General features: G+C 33.3%; 20 protein-coding genes. 16 read left to right on the forward strand and 4 right to left on the reverse strand.

All coding sequences use genetic code 11. From position 1 onward, the window contains the following. The first annotated feature begins 316 nt into the window (after nucleotides 1–316). The 6 genes from NST77_RS07760 (at nucleotide 317) to NST77_RS07785 (ending at nucleotide 7,872) form a co-directional block, all read left to right on the forward strand. Nucleotides 317–1,665, forward strand: a protein-coding gene (locus tag NST77_RS07760) for an IS1182 family transposase (RefSeq protein WP_095328501.1) whose coding sequence is annotated in 2 segments (ribosomal slippage) — nucleotides 317–881 and nucleotides 881–1,665 — 1,350 coding nt in all. Because the reading frame shifts where the segments join, the coding sequence is not laid out codon by codon here. 554 nt (nucleotides 1,666–2,219) lie between these two features. Next, nucleotides 2,220–2,813 carry a hypothetical protein gene (locus NST77_RS07765; protein WP_095328499.1) on the forward strand — a complete coding sequence of 198 codons (594 nt, stop codon included), beginning with the start codon at nucleotides 2,220–2,222 and terminating at the stop codon, nucleotides 2,811–2,813. A gap of 19 nt (nucleotides 2,814–2,832) precedes the next feature. Next, the gene (locus NST77_RS07770; RefSeq protein WP_163188556.1) at nucleotides 2,833–3,036 is read left to right on the forward strand and encodes a hypothetical protein; all 204 of its coding nucleotides are present in this window, start codon (nucleotides 2,833–2,835) and stop codon (nucleotides 3,034–3,036) included. Nucleotides 3,037–3,517: 481 nt separating this feature from the next. After that, on the forward strand, nucleotides 3,518–3,664 hold the full coding sequence (locus NST77_RS07775) for a hypothetical protein (RefSeq protein ID WP_341122871.1): 147 nt from the start codon (nucleotides 3,518–3,520) through the stop codon (nucleotides 3,662–3,664). Between the two features lie 649 nt (nucleotides 3,665–4,313). Continuing rightward, the gene (locus NST77_RS07780) at nucleotides 4,314–6,068 is read left to right on the forward strand and encodes an ABC transporter ATP-binding protein (protein WP_249878574.1); all 1,755 of its coding nucleotides are present in this window, start codon (nucleotides 4,314–4,316) and stop codon (nucleotides 6,066–6,068) included. Next, a complete protein-coding gene (locus NST77_RS07785) occupies nucleotides 6,061–7,872 on the forward strand; it encodes an ABC transporter ATP-binding protein (RefSeq protein ID WP_163188560.1) in 1,812 nt (603 codons plus the stop codon). The genes NST77_RS07780 and NST77_RS07785 overlap by 8 nt, the downstream gene beginning before the upstream one ends. Before the next feature lie 86 nt (nucleotides 7,873–7,958). On the opposite strand, the gene NST77_RS07790 is transcribed toward NST77_RS07785, so the two are convergent. Next, a complete protein-coding gene (locus NST77_RS07790; protein WP_095328504.1) occupies nucleotides 7,959–8,159 on the reverse strand; it encodes an aspartyl-phosphate phosphatase Spo0E family protein in 201 nt (66 codons plus the stop codon). 169 nt (nucleotides 8,160–8,328) lie between these two features. Here NST77_RS07790 and NST77_RS07795 point away from each other — a divergent pair, with 169 nt between their 5' ends. The 3 genes from NST77_RS07795 to NST77_RS07805 all read left to right on the forward strand — a co-directional run bounded on the left by NST77_RS07795 (nucleotide 8,329) and on the right by NST77_RS07805 (nucleotide 10,246). Continuing rightward, nucleotides 8,329–9,033 (forward strand): cytochrome c biogenesis CcdA family protein, encoded by a 705-nt coding sequence (locus NST77_RS07795; RefSeq protein WP_341122872.1) that lies wholly within the window; start codon nucleotides 8,329–8,331, stop codon nucleotides 9,031–9,033. Between the two features lie 227 nt (nucleotides 9,034–9,260). Next, nucleotides 9,261–9,620 (forward strand): response regulator, encoded by a 360-nt coding sequence (locus NST77_RS07800; RefSeq protein ID WP_095328506.1) that lies wholly within the window; start codon nucleotides 9,261–9,263, stop codon nucleotides 9,618–9,620. A gap of 152 nt (nucleotides 9,621–9,772) precedes the next feature. Then, entirely contained in the window at nucleotides 9,773–10,246 is a 474-nt protein-coding gene (locus NST77_RS07805; protein ID WP_163188562.1) for a CcdC family protein, read from the forward strand. A 231-nt stretch (nucleotides 10,247–10,477) separates the two neighbouring features. Here the strand turns inward: NST77_RS07805 and NST77_RS07810 are convergent, their stop codons facing one another. Further along, nucleotides 10,478–11,029, reverse strand: coding sequence for a histidine phosphatase family protein (locus NST77_RS07810; RefSeq protein ID WP_341123735.1), 552 nt, complete (start codon nucleotides 11,027–11,029; stop codon nucleotides 10,478–10,480). 165 nt (nucleotides 11,030–11,194) lie between these two features. Beyond that, on the reverse strand, nucleotides 11,195–11,458 hold the full coding sequence (locus NST77_RS07815; RefSeq protein ID WP_095328509.1) for a phage holin family protein: 264 nt from the start codon (nucleotides 11,456–11,458) through the stop codon (nucleotides 11,195–11,197). A 171-nt stretch (nucleotides 11,459–11,629) separates the two neighbouring features. Between NST77_RS07815 and NST77_RS07820 the strand changes: the two genes are divergently transcribed. The 7 genes from NST77_RS07820 (at nucleotide 11,630) to NST77_RS07850 (ending at nucleotide 17,892) form a co-directional block, all read left to right on the forward strand. Next, complete coding sequence (locus NST77_RS07820; protein WP_163188566.1) at nucleotides 11,630–11,851, forward strand: DUF1659 domain-containing protein; 222 nt, start codon at nucleotides 11,630–11,632, stop codon at nucleotides 11,849–11,851. 44 nt (nucleotides 11,852–11,895) lie between these two features. Then, entirely contained in the window at nucleotides 11,896–12,111 is a 216-nt protein-coding gene (locus NST77_RS07825) for a DUF2922 domain-containing protein (RefSeq protein WP_163188568.1), read from the forward strand. A gap of 96 nt (nucleotides 12,112–12,207) precedes the next feature. Further along, entirely contained in the window at nucleotides 12,208–12,345 is a 138-nt protein-coding gene (locus NST77_RS07830; RefSeq protein WP_095328512.1) for a YvrJ family protein, read from the forward strand. Nucleotides 12,346–12,575: 230 nt separating this feature from the next. Further along, the gene (locus tag NST77_RS07835; RefSeq protein ID WP_031537602.1) at nucleotides 12,576–12,776 is read left to right on the forward strand and encodes a cold-shock protein; all 201 of its coding nucleotides are present in this window, start codon (nucleotides 12,576–12,578) and stop codon (nucleotides 12,774–12,776) included. Between the two features lie 230 nt (nucleotides 12,777–13,006). After that, entirely contained in the window at nucleotides 13,007–14,152 is a 1,146-nt protein-coding gene (locus NST77_RS07840; RefSeq protein WP_095328513.1) for an exonuclease SbcCD subunit D, read from the forward strand. Then, nucleotides 14,149–17,289, forward strand: coding sequence for an SMC family ATPase (locus NST77_RS07845; protein WP_341122874.1), 3,141 nt, complete (start codon nucleotides 14,149–14,151; stop codon nucleotides 17,287–17,289). Before NST77_RS07840 ends, NST77_RS07845 begins: the two co-directional genes overlap by 4 nt. Nucleotides 17,290–17,352: 63 nt before the next feature. Then, the gene (locus NST77_RS07850; RefSeq protein WP_171509609.1) at nucleotides 17,353–17,892 is read left to right on the forward strand and encodes a M15 family metallopeptidase; all 540 of its coding nucleotides are present in this window, start codon (nucleotides 17,353–17,355) and stop codon (nucleotides 17,890–17,892) included. Between the two features lie 132 nt (nucleotides 17,893–18,024). Here NST77_RS07850 and NST77_RS07855 read toward each other — a convergent pair whose 3' ends face one another. Next, nucleotides 18,025–19,071: a M42 family metallopeptidase gene (locus NST77_RS07855; protein WP_123257639.1), complete on the reverse strand. Its 1,047-nt coding sequence runs from the start codon at nucleotides 19,069–19,071 to the stop codon at nucleotides 18,025–18,027. Nucleotides 19,072–19,565 lie beyond the last annotated feature (494 nt).

A 19,565-nucleotide genomic window follows, 5' to 3' on the forward strand; every position in this document is an offset into this window, starting at 1 on the left:
ATCAATTTGAATGGAAGTGGTTGATTTTTCTTATTATCTATTCGAAACCACTAATCTGTATGAAAACTTCAGCAGAGAGGTGGTTTTATTTTGTTTTTGGAAGATGTTTTGAATGAGTATATGTATCACTGCAAGTCCAAGGGATTTACTCGAGCCACCATTAAAAATAAAAATCAAGAGTGTAAGCAATTGTTCGAGTATTTAAAAGTTAACAGAGGAATAACAGATTTAGAGAGTGTGACTACATTTGACTTAAAGGCTTATTTACGAAAGAAACAGAAAGATGGCTTACAATATTACTAGGATGGTGGATGGTATGTTCAAACCGAAAAAAGAATCACAAAATGAAGCTGAATTTGTTTTTATTGAGGACTTGGTCCCGGAGGATCATCTTTTAAGAAAGGTTGATAAGTACATTGATTTTTCTTTTATTGGGGAGAAAGTCCGTCCCTTCTATTCAGAGAAAAATGGGCGTCCTTCGGATCCAATTATGCTATTTAAGATGATGTTCATTGGTTATTTTTATGGCATCCGCTCAGAGCGACAATTAGAACGCGAAGTCCAGATGAACGTGGCATACCGATGGTTTCTTGGCTTAAAGCTCCATGACCCCGTTCCGGATCATTCAACCATCAGTTGGAACCGACGAACTCGTTTTAAGGATACAAACATCTTTCAAGAAATCTTTGATGAAATTGTCCTTCAAGCTATCAATCATAAAATGGTCGGTGGAAGAGTTTTATTTACTGACTCCACTCACCTTAAAGCAAATGACAATAAGCACAAGTTCACTCGTGAAGAAGTAGAAATGGAGACTCGTGAATACATAGATGAACTCAATAAAGCTATTGATGAAGACCGATCAAACCACGGAAAAAAGCTCTAAAAGATAGAGAGGAGGTGATAGAGACAAAAGAAATCCGAAAAAGTACAACCGATCCGGATTGTGGCTTTATGTCCAGGGATAACAAGCAGGAAATGTTCTGTTACCTTGACCACCGAACAACGGATATGAAGTTTAATATTATAACTGATGCCTATGTTACTCCTGGAAATGTCCATGACTCTGTCCCTTACCTTTCTAGATTGGATCGCCAGATTGAACGATTTAGATTTAAAGTGGAAGCTGTAGCAATAGACTCAGGTTATTTAACGAATCCCATTTGTAAAGGTCTTCACGACAGAAGTATTTTTGGCGTCATTGCCCACCGAAGATTTCAGCCCACAAAAGGACTTTTCCCAAAGTGGAAGTTTACTTATGACAAAGAAAAGGATGTCTATGTTTGTCCGAATGGCCAGGAGTTAGTTTATCGCACTACAACAAGAGAAGGATATAGAGAATATAAGTCGGATGCTAAAAAATGTTCGGAATGCCCACTCCTGAAGGAGTGCACAAGGTCAAAGAACAAACAAAAGGTCATAACACGCCATGTGTGGGAAGACTTCAAGGAGAAGGTACGCCTAAACAGACTCTCCCTTTCCGGAAAAATGCTTTATAAACTTAGAAAAGAGAAAGTCGAGCGAAGCTTCGCAGATTCAAAAGAACTGCATGGGCTTCGCTATTGCCGGTTACGGGGCTTGCACAACGCGAGTGAGCAAGTGTTACTCACCGCAGCGTGTCAGAATATGAAAAAGATCGCCATGCACCTAGCCAAGCTAGGGTAATTGTGACGATCCTTGTTTTTTACATAAAAATGATGGAAGGCATTGAAAAAAATAAATAATAAACCAAATTAAAAAGCTTGTGGAAGAAAATATAGTGGCTTTCTCCACAAGCTGAGGACTCTTACAAGTCCTTTTAGTTTAAATACATATAAATTCTTCTTTTTATTATCACTATATAACTACTCATAGAAATCTTTTTCGACAGCCATCAATCATTTATCAAATCTATGTACCGTAATAATTCGTATAATTTGTCTCTACCTAACCAATTGATTTACTCCTAAAAAAATATTTGTGTGGACAAAGTATATTGTACACACAGTCCAATAATACACTTTACCATTCGCATAACTATTCGTTAACAAAACACCCAAAATGTACCATCTAAATACAAGCTAAAAGTAATAATGGGAGAATAACGTACATATAAAATAGTAAATATATACAGCGTTAGTAAAAATGTTATAAAATTTTGAAAAAAAAGTTTTGAATTACCAAAAAAAAACCTAATTTATTATATACTAGTAATATATTAACTTAGGAGGTTTAAGAATATGTATATGAAAGTAAAAAGATTCGGTGTATTTTTCTTGTGTTTCACTTTATTTTTATCAGTTCTTACTCCAAAAGTAACACTAGCTGAAGAAAACGAAGACATAGAAGTTAGTGAAGAAGAAATCAACAAACTAGCTAAAGAATTAGAATTTGTATTTGAAGAAGTAGTAAAATTAGATGATGATGGAAATATTGTGAATATTAATTTTGAAAAGTATGATGAGACATTTGGAATGGATGAAAATATTGAGCAACTAAAGGAAGAGAGTTTAGATATATCTAATGAAGAAGTTACAAAATCTTCAGATTTAATTAGTACGTTTTCAATTAATAGAACCCCTTCTTGGTATCCAAGTCAAAATAAGCGAGATAAAATTGATGCTTGTATTCGTAAGAAAATAAAGGATAATTATAGGGATACTTTATCAATTGCAGCTATTACAACTTTGATTCAATATGTTAAGGATGGAAATTATAAAAAGATAGCCAAAAGATTATTAAAAATGGGCGTTAAAAATAATGCGCTATCAATGGCTGTTACTCTAGTATATTATCACACGCAATGTGTAGCTAAATATCAACATTTGAAATAAAAGGACTGAGGAGGTTAGAATGTTTATAAAGAATTTTGTTTATTCTTTTATCGTTTATCCTGTTATATTCTTTACTGTATTTTTACTATATGGGATATTTGATGATAGACCTTATCATAGTACTCCATCTGAAGTAGCAATTATTCTTTGTATATACTACTTTATCCTAAGTGTATATCATGGAATTATAAAAAAATGGACTAAAAAAGAGGATGAATCTTAGTTAAGGAACCAAATTATTCTTCAAATTCTATAAATATAGTTAATTTTTATATGAAATAACGTAAAAAAAACTAAGGATAAAGTCTGTTTTAAATATTAATATGGAAACCTAACAAATGGAAGAAGATGTCAACTTATAATTATAAAAGTAACTATTAGAAATCATACAGATTCAATTTTGTATTGGGGTTACTTAAAAGGAGAGATTATATTGAAAGATATAGGAAGTAGTTTTTAACAATGACCACAATTTTGTTGTTGGTTTGAGATTGAATAATACTCTGACGGTGTTGTCAAAATCATAATACCGTCTATTTCATGTTAAAATGAAAAATAAATAAAAGTTAGTTGGTTTTTTACTTTATCTATGGACAAGCTATATTAATCGTGGTTTATTTATTCATAATAGATTAGTAGAATTGAATAGATAATAAAACCTTGATAAATTAACATTGATAAATTAACATTTATACCGATTAAAATTGATTTTTTATGAAACCTTCTCAAAAGAAAATCAATCAAATGATGACAGCAATGAACAAACAACAAGGGAAATAATAGGACAAGCATTCAGTAAAACCTATTTTTCTGTTTTGATAAGAGAGGATTCTGTCATTATTTATAAATAAATGGTAATTCTCATCAGAATTTCTAAACCACTTTTTTCAGATTAAATATGAAAAAAGTGGTTTATTTGTATTTTGATAATAATTTTCAATAAAAAGAAGACAAAATTTCAAGGCAGAGGACGACAAGACATAATGGAAATCAACTCATCATTTCCCCGGAAACCGCAAGATATGACAAAAGGTTCAATAGATTCGACAATCATGTGAAAGATACTTTATGAAGACAGCCTTGCTCTATAGCAGCTGGATATTACATTTTTTTAGTGACTAAAAAAGCCGAACAATCACAAAAATTTTGTCATTGTTCGGTTTTATTTTTGTCAGAATTACATTTGTTTTAAAATAATCAAACGACACTTCTGTTTTAGTTGACAGATAACTTATGACAATATTAAACTTAAGATGTATACGAACGTACATTCGGTTATAAAGGAAGGAGGAGAATAATAAGACAAACAGCCATTCAAGCAAAAGAACAGTATTCGTTCTAGGAATCCTCTTTAATTATAGGAAGAAAAACTAATATTTCCACTCTATTAAATATTTTGAAAATATAATAAAATTTCTTTCCAGTTCCTAAATATTTTGCTAAACTAGTGAAGGGTATTTTTACATATTTAGTTGCCAACAGATAAGAGGTGTGTATGGGTTGAAAGTTTTTTTAAATTTAAAATGGTATTTTATCCAGGAGAAGAAAGCTTATCTTGGAGGGGTTTTTCTGTTGATTTTAGTTGCTATCCTTCAATTGATTCCTCCGAAAATAGTTGGTATAGTCGTTGATCATATTCAAGGAAAAACATTAAATTGGAGCAATTTATTACAGTGGACAGGCGTTTTAGTTGTTTCGGCATTAGCAATGTATGTACTTCGTTATTATTGGCGAGTACTGATATTCGGGTCCGCTGTAAAGTTAGGGAGATTATTGAGAAATCAGCTGTATAGTCATTTTACAAAAATGTCTCAGTCCTTCTATCAGCGAAATCGTACTGGAGATTTAATGGCACATGCAACAAATGATATACAGGCGATTCAACAGACAGCAGGGCAAGGGGTGCTCACTTTAGTAGATTCTTTAGCAACAGGTGGCTTTGTTATTATTGCAATGGCTACAACAATTAGCTGGAAGCTTACCCTTATTTGTTTATTGCCAATGCCATTAATGGCGATATTAACAAGCTATTATGGTTCTTTAATACATAAGTACTTTCATCAAGCTCAGGCTGCTTTTTCATCGTTAAATGATAAAACGCAAGAAAGTATTTCTGGAATGAAAGTATTAAAAACATTTGGCCAAGAAAGAGAAGATGTTGAAGACTTTCGCAGATCATCTCTTGATGTAGTTGATAAAAATATTAAAGTAGCTCGTGTAGATGCTCTATATGACCCTACTATATCCATTATTGTCAGTATTTCTTTCTTTTTAGCAATTGTATTTGGGTCACGGTATGTTATTAATGGAGAACTTAGTTTAGGACAGCTCGTTTCTTTTACTACTTATTTAGGACTGTTAATTTGGCCAATGCTGGCATTTGGATGGCTCTTTAATATTATGGAGAGAGGGAGAGCTTCATATGACCGTGTTACGGCATTAATGGAAACTAAGGTAGATATTATCAATAAGCCCGCAGCTATTACAACACCGCCAGCGGGGGATATTGTGTATGATTTAAAATCTTTCTCTTATAACCATAAAATTGATGTTCTGAAAAATATTCACTTTTGTTTGAAAAGAGGGCAGACTCTAGGGATTGTCGGCAAAACAGGAGCTGGAAAAACGACGCTTTTAAAATTGTTATTTAGAGAATATGACCATTATGATGGAAAAATTATGATTAATGGAACAGAAATAAAGGAAATGGGTTTAGATGCATTGAGAGTATCCATTGGATATGTACCACAGGAACATTTTCTGTTTTCTGCCAGCATCCGAGATAATATTGCTTTTACTAATCCCAATACTTCAGAGGAAGAAATTCATAAGGCCGCTGTATTAGCAAATATTCATGATGATATTCTTGGATTCACAGATGGTTATAATACAGTAGTTGGCGAAAGAGGAGTATCTTTATCAGGGGGGCAGAAACAACGCATTTCAATCGCGAGAGCACTCCTGATGAATCCGGAAATACTTATCTTAGATGATTCTTTATCAGCAGTCGATGCAAAAACGGAAGAAAGTATTCTGACAGCTCTAAAGGAAAATAGGGAAGGTAAAACAACGATTATCACTTCCCATCGATTAAGCGCTATTGAACATGCCGACCTTATTATCGTACTAGATGAAGGGGCAATTATTCAAAGTGGGAACCATCAACAGCTTGTGAAGGAAAGCGGCTGGTATAAAGAAATGTACCATCGCCAGGCTTTAGAAGTAATGGTAAGCATGGGGGATACAAATGGATAAAACTATTAAACTCACAAGTGAACAGCAAAGAAAAGTATTATTTCGATTACTAGGTTATATAAAACCACATAAAAAAGCGGTAATGATTGCATTCTGTCTCTTAATTTTATCGACATTGGGAGAATTAGCTGGACCATATTTAATTAAAGTCTTCATAGATGATTATTTAACACCAAGAAATTTAGCCGTTCAGCCATTAACTGTTTTGGGAATTACCTATATTTTCATTCAAATCATGAACGTAGTAATTATGTATTTTCAATTATATAAGTTCCAAGAAATTGCTTTATATATTATTCAGCAGCTTCGGGTTGATATATTTTCGAAGATTCATACACTTGGACTCCGCTATTTTGACAAAATACCCGCTGGAAGTATCGTTTCGAGAGTAACAAATGATACGGAAGCAATTAAAGATATGTTTGTCAGTGTCCTTGCAACCTTTATTCAAAGCGGATTTATGATTTTTGGTATTATCATTGCTATGTTTGTTTTGAATGTTAAGCTTGGGGCAATTTGTTTAATTTTACTGCCAATCTTAGGATTTATTATTTATACGTATCGGAAATATAGCTCAAGCTTCTACCAAGATATAAGAGAACGATTAAGCCAATTAAATGCAAAACTTAGTGAATCTTTACAAGGAATGAGCATAATCCAAGTATTTAGACAAGAAAGAAGATTGAAAAATGAGTTCGATGATATTAATACTAAGCACTATCAAGCAGGAATGCGTAATATCAAGTTAGAAGGGTTACTCCTCAGACCTGCCATTGACCTTGTTTACGTACTTGGGCTTATTCTTGTTTTAAGCTATTTTGGGATATCTTCTTTTAACAATCCGATTGAAATTGGGGTATTATATGCCTTTGTAAGTTATTTAGATCGTTTTTTTGAGCCAGTCAATAATATGATGATGCGCCTATCACTTTATCAACAAGCAATTGTGTCTGCCTTTCGCGTATTTACCGTATTAGATGAAGAAGATATAGAGCCATCTTTAGTTGCTGATAGCAAAAGTAAAATTGAGAATGGTGTGATTGAATTCAAGGATGTCACTTTTTCTTATGATGGGAAACAAGATGTGTTGAAAAACATCTCATTTACGGCTAATGAAGGGGAAACTGTTGCATTAGTAGGACATACAGGAAGTGGAAAAAGTTCTATTGTCAATCTACTTATGCGGTTTTACGATTTTGGAAAAGGGGAAATTCTGATTGACGGCAAATCATTAAAGTCTTTCAGTAAAAGAGAACTTCGGGAAAAAATGGGGTTAGTACTTCAAGATCCATTCCTATTTTATGGAACAGTAACAGATAATATTCGTTTATATAATAAGGAAGTAACGGAGAAAGAAGTTATCGAAGCAGCTAAGTTTGTGCAAGCTAATCAATTCATTGAAAAGCTAGAAGATCAATATAATCATAAAGTGGTAGAAAGAGGTTCTGCTTTTTCAAGTGGACAGCGCCAGCTTATTGCATTTGCGAGAACCATTTTGACAAATCCGAAAGTACTAATATTGGATGAAGCAACAGCCAATATTGATACAGAAACGGAAGAAGCTATTCAACTAGCATTATCGAAAATGCGTAAAGGCAGAACAACCATCGCCATCGCTCATCGCCTTTCTACCATTCAAGATGCAGATTTAATCTTAGTGCTTCACAAAGGAAACATTGTGGAAAAGGGTAACCATCAACAACTTCTGCAACAAAAAGGATTGTATTATAAAATGTATCTACTACAAAATGGAGCTGCCGATTCTATTGAAGAGACAGTAGAGCATAAAGTGGAACTCACATAGAAAGGTGATTTAACTTTAGAATGATAAAATTAAACCGAAGTTCGCTAATCTAGCAGTGAACTTCGGTTTTTTTGCTTTTTCTCTTTTTAGATATTCCATTGTTTTTTTGATTTTGGGAAAGCAGGAAACTTATTTTTTAAATTTATTTCATTATATTTATTTAGTAATACATCTAATTCTTGACTGCATATAATGGCTGAGGAAGATGAAAAACCATGTTTCATAGCAATTTCAATAAGCTCTGTACGCTTTAATTCAATTTGAGTAAGCAATTGCTTTTTTAGCATGGTTAATTTTCCTTTCCGTCTAAATTCTGTTATTTAATAAATGTTAAAGTGGAAATTAATTTACTTAATTATATCTATTTTTGGAAGTAAATGCAAAAATATCGCAAAGATACATATATAGGCTGTACAAGCATATAGTTATAAGAAATGGAGAAAGGAGAGATAGATAGTGGTAGATATAAATTTTTTTATTGCATTAGGGGCAGGTTTTTTGAGTTTTATTTCTCCATGCTGTTTACCATTATATCCTGCTTATTTATCCTATATAACTGGAATGTCTAGCGGACAGTTAAAAGAAGAGAAACTACTTAATAATGCTAGTTTAATTCATACAATTCTATTTCTTTTTGGATTTTCGATTATTTTTATTGCCCTTGGTTTTGGTTCTTCCTTGATAGGAGAATATTTTAAAGTCTATCAAGAAGAAATAAGAAAGATTGGTTCGCTTATCATCATATTTTTTGGTCTAACTATCATTGGCTTAATAAAGCCTCAATGGTTAATGAAAGAATATCGGTTTTCTTTTAAGACCAGACCAACTGGTTATCTGGGATCCATTTTGATTGGATTAAGTTTTGCGGCAGGATGGACTCCCTGCAACGGTCCGATTCTAGCAGCGGTTCTATCTTTAGCAAGCCTGCATCCAGAAACAAGCTTACTATATTTAGGAGCATATATTATCGGATTTGCACTTCCGTTTATTTTTTTATCCTTTTTTATTTCTCATTGGAACAAGCTTAAAAAGTATAGTGTACAGTGGACGAAATTTGGCGGATTCTTTATGATTGTGATGGGAATTTTATTGTATGTAGATGGGATGAAATGGTTAACACGTGTTATTTCACCAATTTTTGGTGATTTTCGAGGTTTTTAATCATTACTCCATGCTATAATATTTAACAAGCACAATGGCAAGAGATTTAAAATAGGATGAATTACATAATTTTATACCATGATTTGTCAACTTCGATGCCGAAATACATTGAAATTATGATAAAGATTCGCTATATTGGATTAGTAATAGTAATAGTAATAGTAATAGTATTAGTATTTTATTTACCTATTAGATATTGTGTTTTCGGTTGTTGAGGAGGAAGTAAGATGGCGCGAATATTGATTGTGGATGACGCAAAGTTTATGAGACTAACACTCTCAAATATTTTAACTAGATCGAATCATGAAGTTATCGGAGAAGGGGAAAACGGGAAGGAAGCAATAAGATTATATCGCGAACTGGATCCAGATTTGGTCACAATGGATATTACAATGCCAGAGATGAACGGATTAGACGCAGTTAAAGAAATTAAGAAAGAATTTCCCCAAGCAAAAATTATTATGTGTTCAGCAATGGGCCAGCAAAAAATGGTAGTGGAAGCAATTGAAGCTGGTGCGAAGGATTTTATCGTAAAGCCTTTTGATGATACGCGAGTATTAGATGCAATAAATCGAGTTTTAAAATAACAAATATAGTAGATGCTTTTATAGGATATGATATAATCATATCCTATCTTTTCTTTGTGTCTATTTATATAAATAGACAGTGTGCTGATCTTAGTGGTAAGATTAAAAGTATTCTTAAGGCAATGATAAAAGGTTAGTAAAGGGGTTTTTCTATGACTTCTGTCATAATTTCAACATGTATTGCAGTGTTTATGGGTGTCTCCGTTATGGTTATGAGAATGAAAGCGGCTAAGAAGCCAGTTTCACCAAAGAAAATTATATTGCCGCCTTTTTTTATGAGTACTGGAGCTTTAATGTTTATTTTTCCATACTTTCGTATTAGCGGACAAGAAATTTTACAAGCAGCTATTGCTGGAATCTTGTTTTCATTTTTATTAATTAAAACAACAAAATTTGAAATAAAAGATAATGATATATATTTAATTAATTCAAAGGCATTTATCTATATATTATTTGGACTCTTAGCAATCAGAATTGTGGCAAAGTATATTCTAAGTAGTTCCATCGATGTTGGCCCATTAGGCGGCATGTTTTGGATGCTTGCTTTCTGTATGATTGTTCCTTGGAGAATTGCCATGTTTATAAACTATAAAAAATTAACAAAGAATTTAAGTACAACTAACTAACAGGATATACAGAAAAATTAGCTGGATGAGTAGAGTAGTCATCCAGCTAGTTTTTTAGCTAGAAGAGATGAAGAAAGTGGTCAACACATGCACAAAGATTAGAAATAATAAATAAAGGCGATAAATAATTAGACAGCAGCAAGTTTCTTACATTTGATTTTGTTTTTGACTAAACGAAAGCAGACGATAATAGAAGTAGATCTCTTCATAATCTACCTGTACTTAAAGCTATTATTGTTTCCATAGCCGTTCATAAATTACTTTATTACCCACATTTTTTAAAAGGTATATATCAGGATTACTAAGATTTTGCCAATCATCAAACCCGAAATTTTTATTATAAAAATTTAAAAGTAATGACATTAGATTCCCATGTGTAACAATGATTGTATTTTCATGTTCATTATTAAAAACGTCTTCAATAATTTTTACTATTCGTTTCATCGCTTCCTGACTTGACTCTCCACCTTCAAATGTTAATTCGAAATCTTCAAAAGTTGCTTTTAGTTTATCCAACCAGTCAGAAAGACTTTCTGTGCTTAATACACGTTCTATTAATTTTCTATTAATCTCTATTTCTAAATTTAATCGCGCTGCAAGTGGCTGGATCGATTGAATAGCACGCTTATAAGGACTCGAAATAATACGGTCAATTTTAATTCTTGCAAAAAATTTAGATATTTCTATTGCTTGTTTAAAACCTTTATCAGTAAGTTGCGCTTCCGATGGTTGGCCTTTAGCCTCGCAATGTCTTATAATATAAACTTTTTTCAACAAGATCACTCCAATTATATGTAAATTTTCATAATATTTTAATGACACAATAAGTGAATTCACTAATTCAAATGATAGAGTCGATTATTCTTTTTGCAACAACAAAAGGAAAATCGACTCTATTTAGGTGATTGATCCTTCATTAAGTTATTCTGCTTTAATCTGTCATTATTGTCATTTAGATTTATCCTTAAATATAGTCTGCTTTGCAAGCTGGTGTCCAAATACAGATACGCCTGTTGCGATAATTCCATTTGTGATAGCTTCAAATGTCATTCCATAAGCAAAAGCTGCTAAAGAAATGGAGGTTAGAAGAAGAATCCAAATGATCAACCAATCAGAGATAATGGGTGTTTGTTTAAGTGCATAACCAATAATCCATAGGACCGGTACTAATATATAATAATGTTCCAGTAGAAAACTCTGTAACCATTCCAAAGTATCTTCCCTCCTTTATTTTATATGATTATCGTATGCACAGATGAGAAAATCGGATTGTTTACATAACCATTGTCATCAGCAGAAAGTACTATTTTCATGCTTCTAAAAAAACAACTGTCCTTTTTGACTTTTTCTCTCTATTTAAAAGTTGAAAGGAGGTGAGAGTTGATGGCACAAGCGCTTTGGAATGAAGCAAGTTTAAAGTTGGCTTTTCTAAATGGAATGAAAGAAAATGGAGAGCCGAATCTTGTAACAAAGACGTTTAGAAATTTAAATGAAATGGCAACTCCAGAACAAATTTTTGCAGCTGCACAAGGGATGGCAACATTAGTGACCTATTCTTTGTACTCGGTTGAACGAAATGACACTTCAGAAATAGTAGAAGCATAGTGATTTTCACAGCAATAGTAAAAAAATAGAAAGGAGAAATTATAATGGCAAAAACATTAGAGATCACATTTGAAACGAGTAATGGAAAAACTTCAAAATTATCCCTTGAAAGCCCGATTGAACCAGTTAATTCTGAAGAAGTATTAACTGTCATGCAAAGTATTATTGCATCCAAGGTCTTTACTTCAAATAATGGTGATTTAATGGCGGTAAAAGGAATTCGATTAGTGGAAAGAATGGTAACAGATTATGAAATCTAACGCATAAATAGCAAGTTAAACAGCTTACCTATTGCGTCTGGGAATAATTAATCCGCCTGAAACGTAATAGGTAAACTTTATTGGGAGGCGTACAGAGTGGATGAGGTTATATCATTTATAAGCCAAGTAGGGTTTCCGATAGTTGTCAGCTTTTATCTGCTGAATCGTATCGAAACAAAGTTAGATATAATGATAAAATCTATTCAGAGTTTACCAGAATTAATCAAAAAGTAGTATATCGCTAAAAAAATAACCGGAATTTATAATTATCCGAAAAATGAAAGGGTTTTCTATTGACAATAATAGCTAAAACTGTTAAATTTACATTAACCGTTATTGACGTATTTAGTATGTTATTTATTCAATCAACAACTTAAAATGATAGATTAATAGCCAAATGCTTATGCGTGAAAATGGTAATTAAAAGATGAAGCTAGCAAGCTTTTTTAGGAGGATTTTTTTACATGAAAAACGGTAAAGTAAAATGGTTTAATGCAGAAAAAGGGTTTGGATTCATTGAAGCTGAAGATGGTAATGACGTATTTGTACACTACTCAGCGATTCAAGTTGAAGGCTTTAAATCTCTAGAAGAAGGCCAAGACGTTTCATTTGAAGTTGTTGAAGGTGCACGTGGACCACAAGCTGCTAACGTTACTAAAATATAAGGATAGCTACTCTTCATATATAAAAGGTCAGACCAAAAAATGGTCTGGCCTTTTTCTTTTGGTAATCTGTCAAACGAATAATGTCTCCTTTTATAGAAATAATTGGTTTACTCCTTCTCTGATATCCTCATCTTTTCATAGTTTGTTATAATAATAGAATATATTCTTTTATTAATAATTAATATACTAAAAAAACGTAAGTTTTTTTCATAAACATAGAGGTGAAAGTAATGAAATTTATTCATACAGCCGATTGGCATTTAGGAAAATTAGTGCATGGTTTGTATATGACAGAAGATCAACGATTTATGCTGAAACAATTTATGGACCTAGTGGAGAAAGAAAAACCAGATGCAGTTATTATAGCCGGTGATTTATATGATCGCTCGATCCCTCCGACTGATGCCGTGAATTTATTGGATGAAGTATTATATTTTATTAATGTCGAGTTAAATACTCCGATTCTTGCGATCTCCGGAAATCATGATAGTGCCGAAAGATTATCTTTTGGAAGCTCTTGGTATCAGAAGAATCGTTTTTATTTAAACGGTAAAATAGAAAATAGCTTTACTCCGATTTCATTTTCTGGTGTGAATTTTTATTTAGTGCCATACTGTGAGCCGGTAGTGGTAAGAAAATTATTAGCGGATGATACTATTCTTAATCATCATGATGCAATGAAAGCGATTATTAGCAAGATCGAAAGTAATTTAAATATAAATGAGCCAAATGTATTCATCGGACATAGCTTTGTACTTGGCGGAAAAACAACAGATTCTGAGAGAATATTATCTGTTGGCGGATCTGGCTGTGTCGGTGCAGAATTATTTGCGCCCTTCTCTTATACAGCTTTAGGACATTTGCACAGTCCAGATGCTATACATCATCCAACTGTAAAGTATTCGGGATCATTGATGAAATATTCTTTTTCTGAAGCAAAACAGAAGAAATCAGTATCTATCATTGAAATAGATGAAAAAGGGAATTTCACGCAAAGCTATCAAACATTAATGCCGAAAAGAGATATGCGAGAAATGGAAGGATACTTAGAAGAATTGCTAGACGTTTCCTATTATCAGCAGCAAAAAGTAGATGATTATTTAAAAATTACATTACTTGATGAAGGGGCAATTCTTGATCCGATTCAAAAATTAAGACAAGTTTATCCCAATGTTCTTCATTTAGAAAGAAAAATAGAAAATAAAGACCGGAAAGAAAAGAGTATTTTACAAGTTCAAAAAGAAGTTCAAAAAAATGAATTAGAGTTATTCGCTTCTTTTTATGAAGAAATGACAACAGCCGATTTTACGCAAGAAAAACAGGAATGGATGACAACGGTCATTAACCAGGTTCTAAGAGAGGAGGGAGCGAAATGAGACCATTAAAGCTAACGATGCAAGCATTTGGCCCATATGCACGAAAAGAAGTCATTGATTTTACTGTTTTAGGAAATCGTACTATGTTTGTTATTTCAGGAAAAACGGGATCTGGGAAAACAACGATTTTTGACGGAATTAGTTATGCGATATACGGGAAAGCAAGTGGAGAAGACCGCAATGGTCCAGAATTAAGAAGCCAGTTCGCTGAAGACTCCTTATTAACAGAAGTCAGTTTTGAGTTTAAGTTAAAAGAAAACCGATATTTAATTACAAGAGCACCTCAGCAAGAGAAGAAAAAGGAAAGAGGAGATGGATATACAACTATCGGTGCTAAGGCAGAATTATATACGTTTGATGCAGATGGAAATGAACAACTTGTTGCCTCCTCTATCCGTGATGTCGATGAAAAAGTAAAAGAAATCATGCAAATAGATAGCAATCAGTTTCGGCAAATTCTAATGATCCCTCAAGGAGAATTTCGTAGATTGCTTACATCCGATAGTAAAGAAAAAGAAAATATCCTACAGCGATTATTTCATACGGAAATGTATAAGCGGATTGAAGAGAAGTTAAAGGAACAAGCACAAGCACTAAAAAAAGAAGTAGAACAAAAAGTGCTGTTACGTACCAATGCCTTATCGAAAATAACGGCAGTTTATCATCAGGATCTCATCACTCAATTGGAAGCAGATCGTGATAATGATGTGGCGATTCTTCCTCTATTAAAAGAAGAAATTGTATTAATGGGAGAAGAGATAGAAAAGCTACAGAAAAAATTGGATCGGAAAAACACAGATCGAGATAGTTTGAAGCAACATTTATATGAAGCAGAATCTATATTAAAACAAATAAAGCTTAAAGAAGAGCTTTCTACCCGTTTAAAAGAACTAAATAATCAACAGAAGGAATATGCAGAAACAGAAAATAAAATTAATATGGCGCAAAAAGCAGCGCTTCTTGCCCAACAGGAAGAAATTTGCCATCATTTAAAAAAACAAATCGATGAAAGAAATTTAGAAGAGAAAATGATTCAATTCAAGTTAGAAAAGCTTAATAGTCAATTAAAAGAGGCAGAAAAACAACTAAATCAAGAGGTAGAAAAAGAAGTAGAACGAAAACAGTTGTCTGATTATCTTGTCGATTTAAAAAATATGGAGAAGGATGTCTTTCGTTTTGCGGAAGTAGAAGGAAAACTAAGCATTATAAAAAAAGATTTAGATAGTCTAGGGGCTAAGGAAGCGTTACTTCAAAATCAACGAAAAGAGAAAGAAGTAATGATACAAAATGTGAAAGAACGTTTAAAGCAGTTAGACGGAATAAAGGAAATGCTGCTAGAAAACAAAGACAAGCTCCGGAATTTACAATCTATCTTAGAGAAAATGAATGATTATTTAGAAGTACTAAATCGCACGATGAGACAAAAAGTAGATGCGGAATCAAAGGAAAAAATGCTAGACAATACACTAAGAAGAGTGGAAGATGCAAAAAAACTAGTAGAAGAACTGGAAAATAAATGGCTTATCAATCAATCATATATTTTAGCGAGCAGCTTAAAGCCAGACGAGGCTTGTCCAGTTTGTGGAAGTGTACATCACCCTGATCCGGCAACAAATAGAAATCATGAAGACAATGCAACGGAAGAAGACCGTAAGAATGCGAAAAAAGATTTTGAAGCAATAGAGAGGGAAAAGGCAAAAGCAGAAGCGGCTTGGCTTGAAGCAAATACACAGTGGAAATTATTAGAGGAAGATGCTCAAAATAAGCTAATGAAAGTGAAAGATATTTATCCGGATTTTACTAATGAAGAAAGTACGATAGCAGTAAATACGATTAAAAGCGAACTTCACAGAATTAATACCGAACAGAAGAGACTTGAGGAACAATTGACAGAAAGAGATAAGATGGAACAATCTCTTGTTAGTGCTGAGCGCCGCTATCATGAATTGCAATCTGAGCTTGAAAAAATAGCAGTGGTGATGCGAGAGACTACTATCCAATACACAGAACATAATACCACATGGAAAAATATGAAAGATGCTATTCCAGCTGAACTGCGTGATCTATCTCGGTATAAAACAGTGTGGAAGGAAAGTTCGCTTCAGTTAGAGAAGTTAGAAGCTCAATTAAAGTTAGCGCAAGAAAAAGTGCAGATGTCGAAAGAAAATTGGCAAAAAGAATCCGTCCGTTTCGAAAGTGTACAAAAACAAATTAAACAGCTCACTGATAGCTTGCAGACAGAAAGAGAGATTTTTTTAGAAAGCATGACAAAGCAAGGTTTTTCAACCTATCGCTCTTATTCAGATAGTAAATTGTTGGAAAAGGAAGTAGAGAAGCTCAAAGAGTCAGTACAAGCTTACCGAGAAGAATGTCGGTCTGTTTCCGATCGATTAAAGGATTTAGAAAATACGCTTAAAGATATTACCATTCCGAACATGGAAGATCTTCAAAATAAGCTTAAGACTATTATCGAAGAAGCAAATAAATTGCAGGAAGAACATACAAATATGTTAATAAAGCAAAAAGAAAATAAAGAAATATATAATCAGGTGATTTCAATAAATCGACAAGTAAAGGATCTGGAAAATCAGTATAAACTTGTCGGTCACTTATATGATATTTCCAGAGGACAAAATGCTCAACGAATTACTTTTGAACGCTATGTATTGGCTTCTTTCCTGGATGAAATATTGCTTCAAGCCAATAGCAGATTAAATAAAATGACAAGCGGACGATATCAGCTTGTCCGCAAGAGTGACCGATCAAAAGGAAATGTCCAAAGTGGTTTAGAGTTACTCGTATTTGACCAGTATACAGGCCAAGAAAGGCATGTGAAAACACTGTCAGGAGGAGAAAGCTTTAAAGCTTCACTTGCCCTAGCGTTAGGATTGTGTGATGTTGTGCAAAACTTTGCTGGTGGTATTTCCCTTGAAACGATGTTTATTGACGAAGGTTTCGGTACATTAGACCCAGAATCATTGGATCAAGCAATTGAAACATTGATGGACATCCAAAATTCAGGTCGATTAGTTGGGGTGATTTCCCATGTTCCAGAATTGAAAGATCGAATGGAAATTAGACTCGAGGTAATCGCTGGGCAAACGGGAAGTACTACGCGATTTGAATATTTACGATAACGAAATGAAAGAATCATTTTGGAGGAAAACCTAATAATAACTTTAGAAGCTGGGAGCGGTATTTTGCGAAAAAAAAGAAAGAAGCATGGAAGAAGCCTATTTATTATATTGATTTTTTTCTTTATTCTTCTATTATATTGGAAATTAAACCAGCCTGATTATAGGGATGTTCCAATGCCTGTTGAATTAAACCCGGTTGTAAATGAAAAGAAGGATATTCTTGTTAAAAAAGCTGGTGATATTGGAATTCGGGTAGTTATCACAGAGGACTTCAGGAGTGTAGAGGAACAGAATCGCTTATATGAACAAGGAAGAACGAGAGAAGGTTCCATTGTCACAAATGCAAAAGGAGGCCAGTCGTATCATAATTATGGACTAGCGATTGATTTTGCTCTTATGGATATTAATGGAGTCGTTATTTGGGATATGAAATATGATGGTAATGGGAATGGCAAAAGCGATTGGTCAGAAGTGGTTGAAATAGCGAAATCTTTAGGTTTTCAATGGGGTGGCGATTGGGCAAACTTTAAAGATTATCCCCATTTTCAAATGGATTTTGGTTTAACAATTGAGGAATTGCAAAAAGGGAAAAGGCCTGAATAACAAAAAAGAGGGTGACTCATAATAAAAGATGTCATCCTCTTTTTTCTATTAAGAAACCACCATCTATCTATCCGGACGCATTACAATTACATTATGTGAACGTCTTAAAGCTCATTGGTAGTTGGCTAGAAATTAGACTAAATCACTTAACAGGTAATGATAAATCAATTGACCAGTTGCCTCAATAGACGAAAAGTGGGTGCGTTCGTATGCATGAGAGGAATCGATACCTGGTCCGATTAATGCATGTTTAATATCATGACCAGATCGTATTGCGGCAGATGCATCCGATCCATAATATGGATAAATGTCTAATTGATAGGGAATTTCGTGTTTTTCAGCTAATTGAACAAGATTTTTTCGTAAGGCATAATGGTATGGTCCACTACCATCTTTCACACAGATGGAGACAGTATACTCGTCTGTGGATTGTCCGTCTCCCATTGCCCCCATATCAACAGCCATATATTCGATTGTTTCGATTGGAATATTTGAATTGCCGCCATAGCCAATTTCCTCGTTATTGGAAAGAAGAAAATTAGTTGTATACGGAAGCTCAATATTATTTTCCGTTATTTTTTTCATTAATAATAACAGAATGGCCACACTAGCTTTATCATCTAAATGCCTAGATTTAATGAATCCAGATGGGGTAATCTCCACCCGCGGATAAAAAGAAACAAAATCACCAACAGAAATGCCTAGTTTTTTAACATCTTCTTGGTTTTTTACGATTTCATCAATTCTAACTTCCATATTAGCTTGATTGCGCTCAGCAGTTCTTGCTTCCTTATATACATGAACTGATGCTTGATGAAGGAGAATTGTCCCTGTATATGTCTTGCCAGAAGAAGTTTCAATTATACAATTTTCTCCTTCAATGCTGTTATACGTAAATCCGCCAATTAAATCTAAGCGGAGGCGACCATTTGCTTTGATTTCTTTCACCATAGCACCAAGTGTATCAACGTGCGCAGTCAACATCCGCTGCTTTTCTGAGATTTTGCCTGGAATAGTTGCAATTAATCCCCCTTTATTATTTCGATATGTTGAAATATTTGCGCTATGTAAGTATTTTTCCATTAATTGAATAATGGTTTCTGTGTTTCCTGAAGGACTTGTAACATTCAATATTTGTTCTAATAAATCGAAATATTCTTTTTGATCAATTTGTACCAAGTAGAATTCCTCCTTTTAATATCCTAATCATTATACTATTAATAATGGAAAGATTAAATATGCTTATCCGCTGTTTAACTTACTTATTCCTAGGGTAGTAAGAAAGAACTGTGAGTATTTACCATTTTCCTTTTGCGAAAAAAATGTTAGTATAAATTCTTGTCGAAAAAACACAAAACATGTGCTTTTCTTTCTTTTTTTCGTATAAATATAGATATTGCTGGTAATATTCATTAATTTAATGTAAGATGTGGTTAATTTGAAATCTTCTTAATGTAAATTTACATTAATAGGAAGGAAAAGAAATGACCATTTTGAAAATGATGTGTTATAATGGATTACGTCATTTCATCATCTGCTACTTCTGAAAGAAGATGAACAAAAAGAAGGGCAGTAACATATGTAGATAAGGTAGCACTAATTAAGGGAAAATAAACATTATATTAAGAGATATTAATTATTTGAATTGAGGTGAACGGGATTGAAAGGTACGG

Source organism: Niallia sp. FSL W8-0177 (assembly GCF_038006285.1).
Classification (GTDB): domain Bacteria; phylum Bacillota; class Bacilli; order Bacillales; family Cytobacillaceae; genus Niallia; species Niallia circulans_A.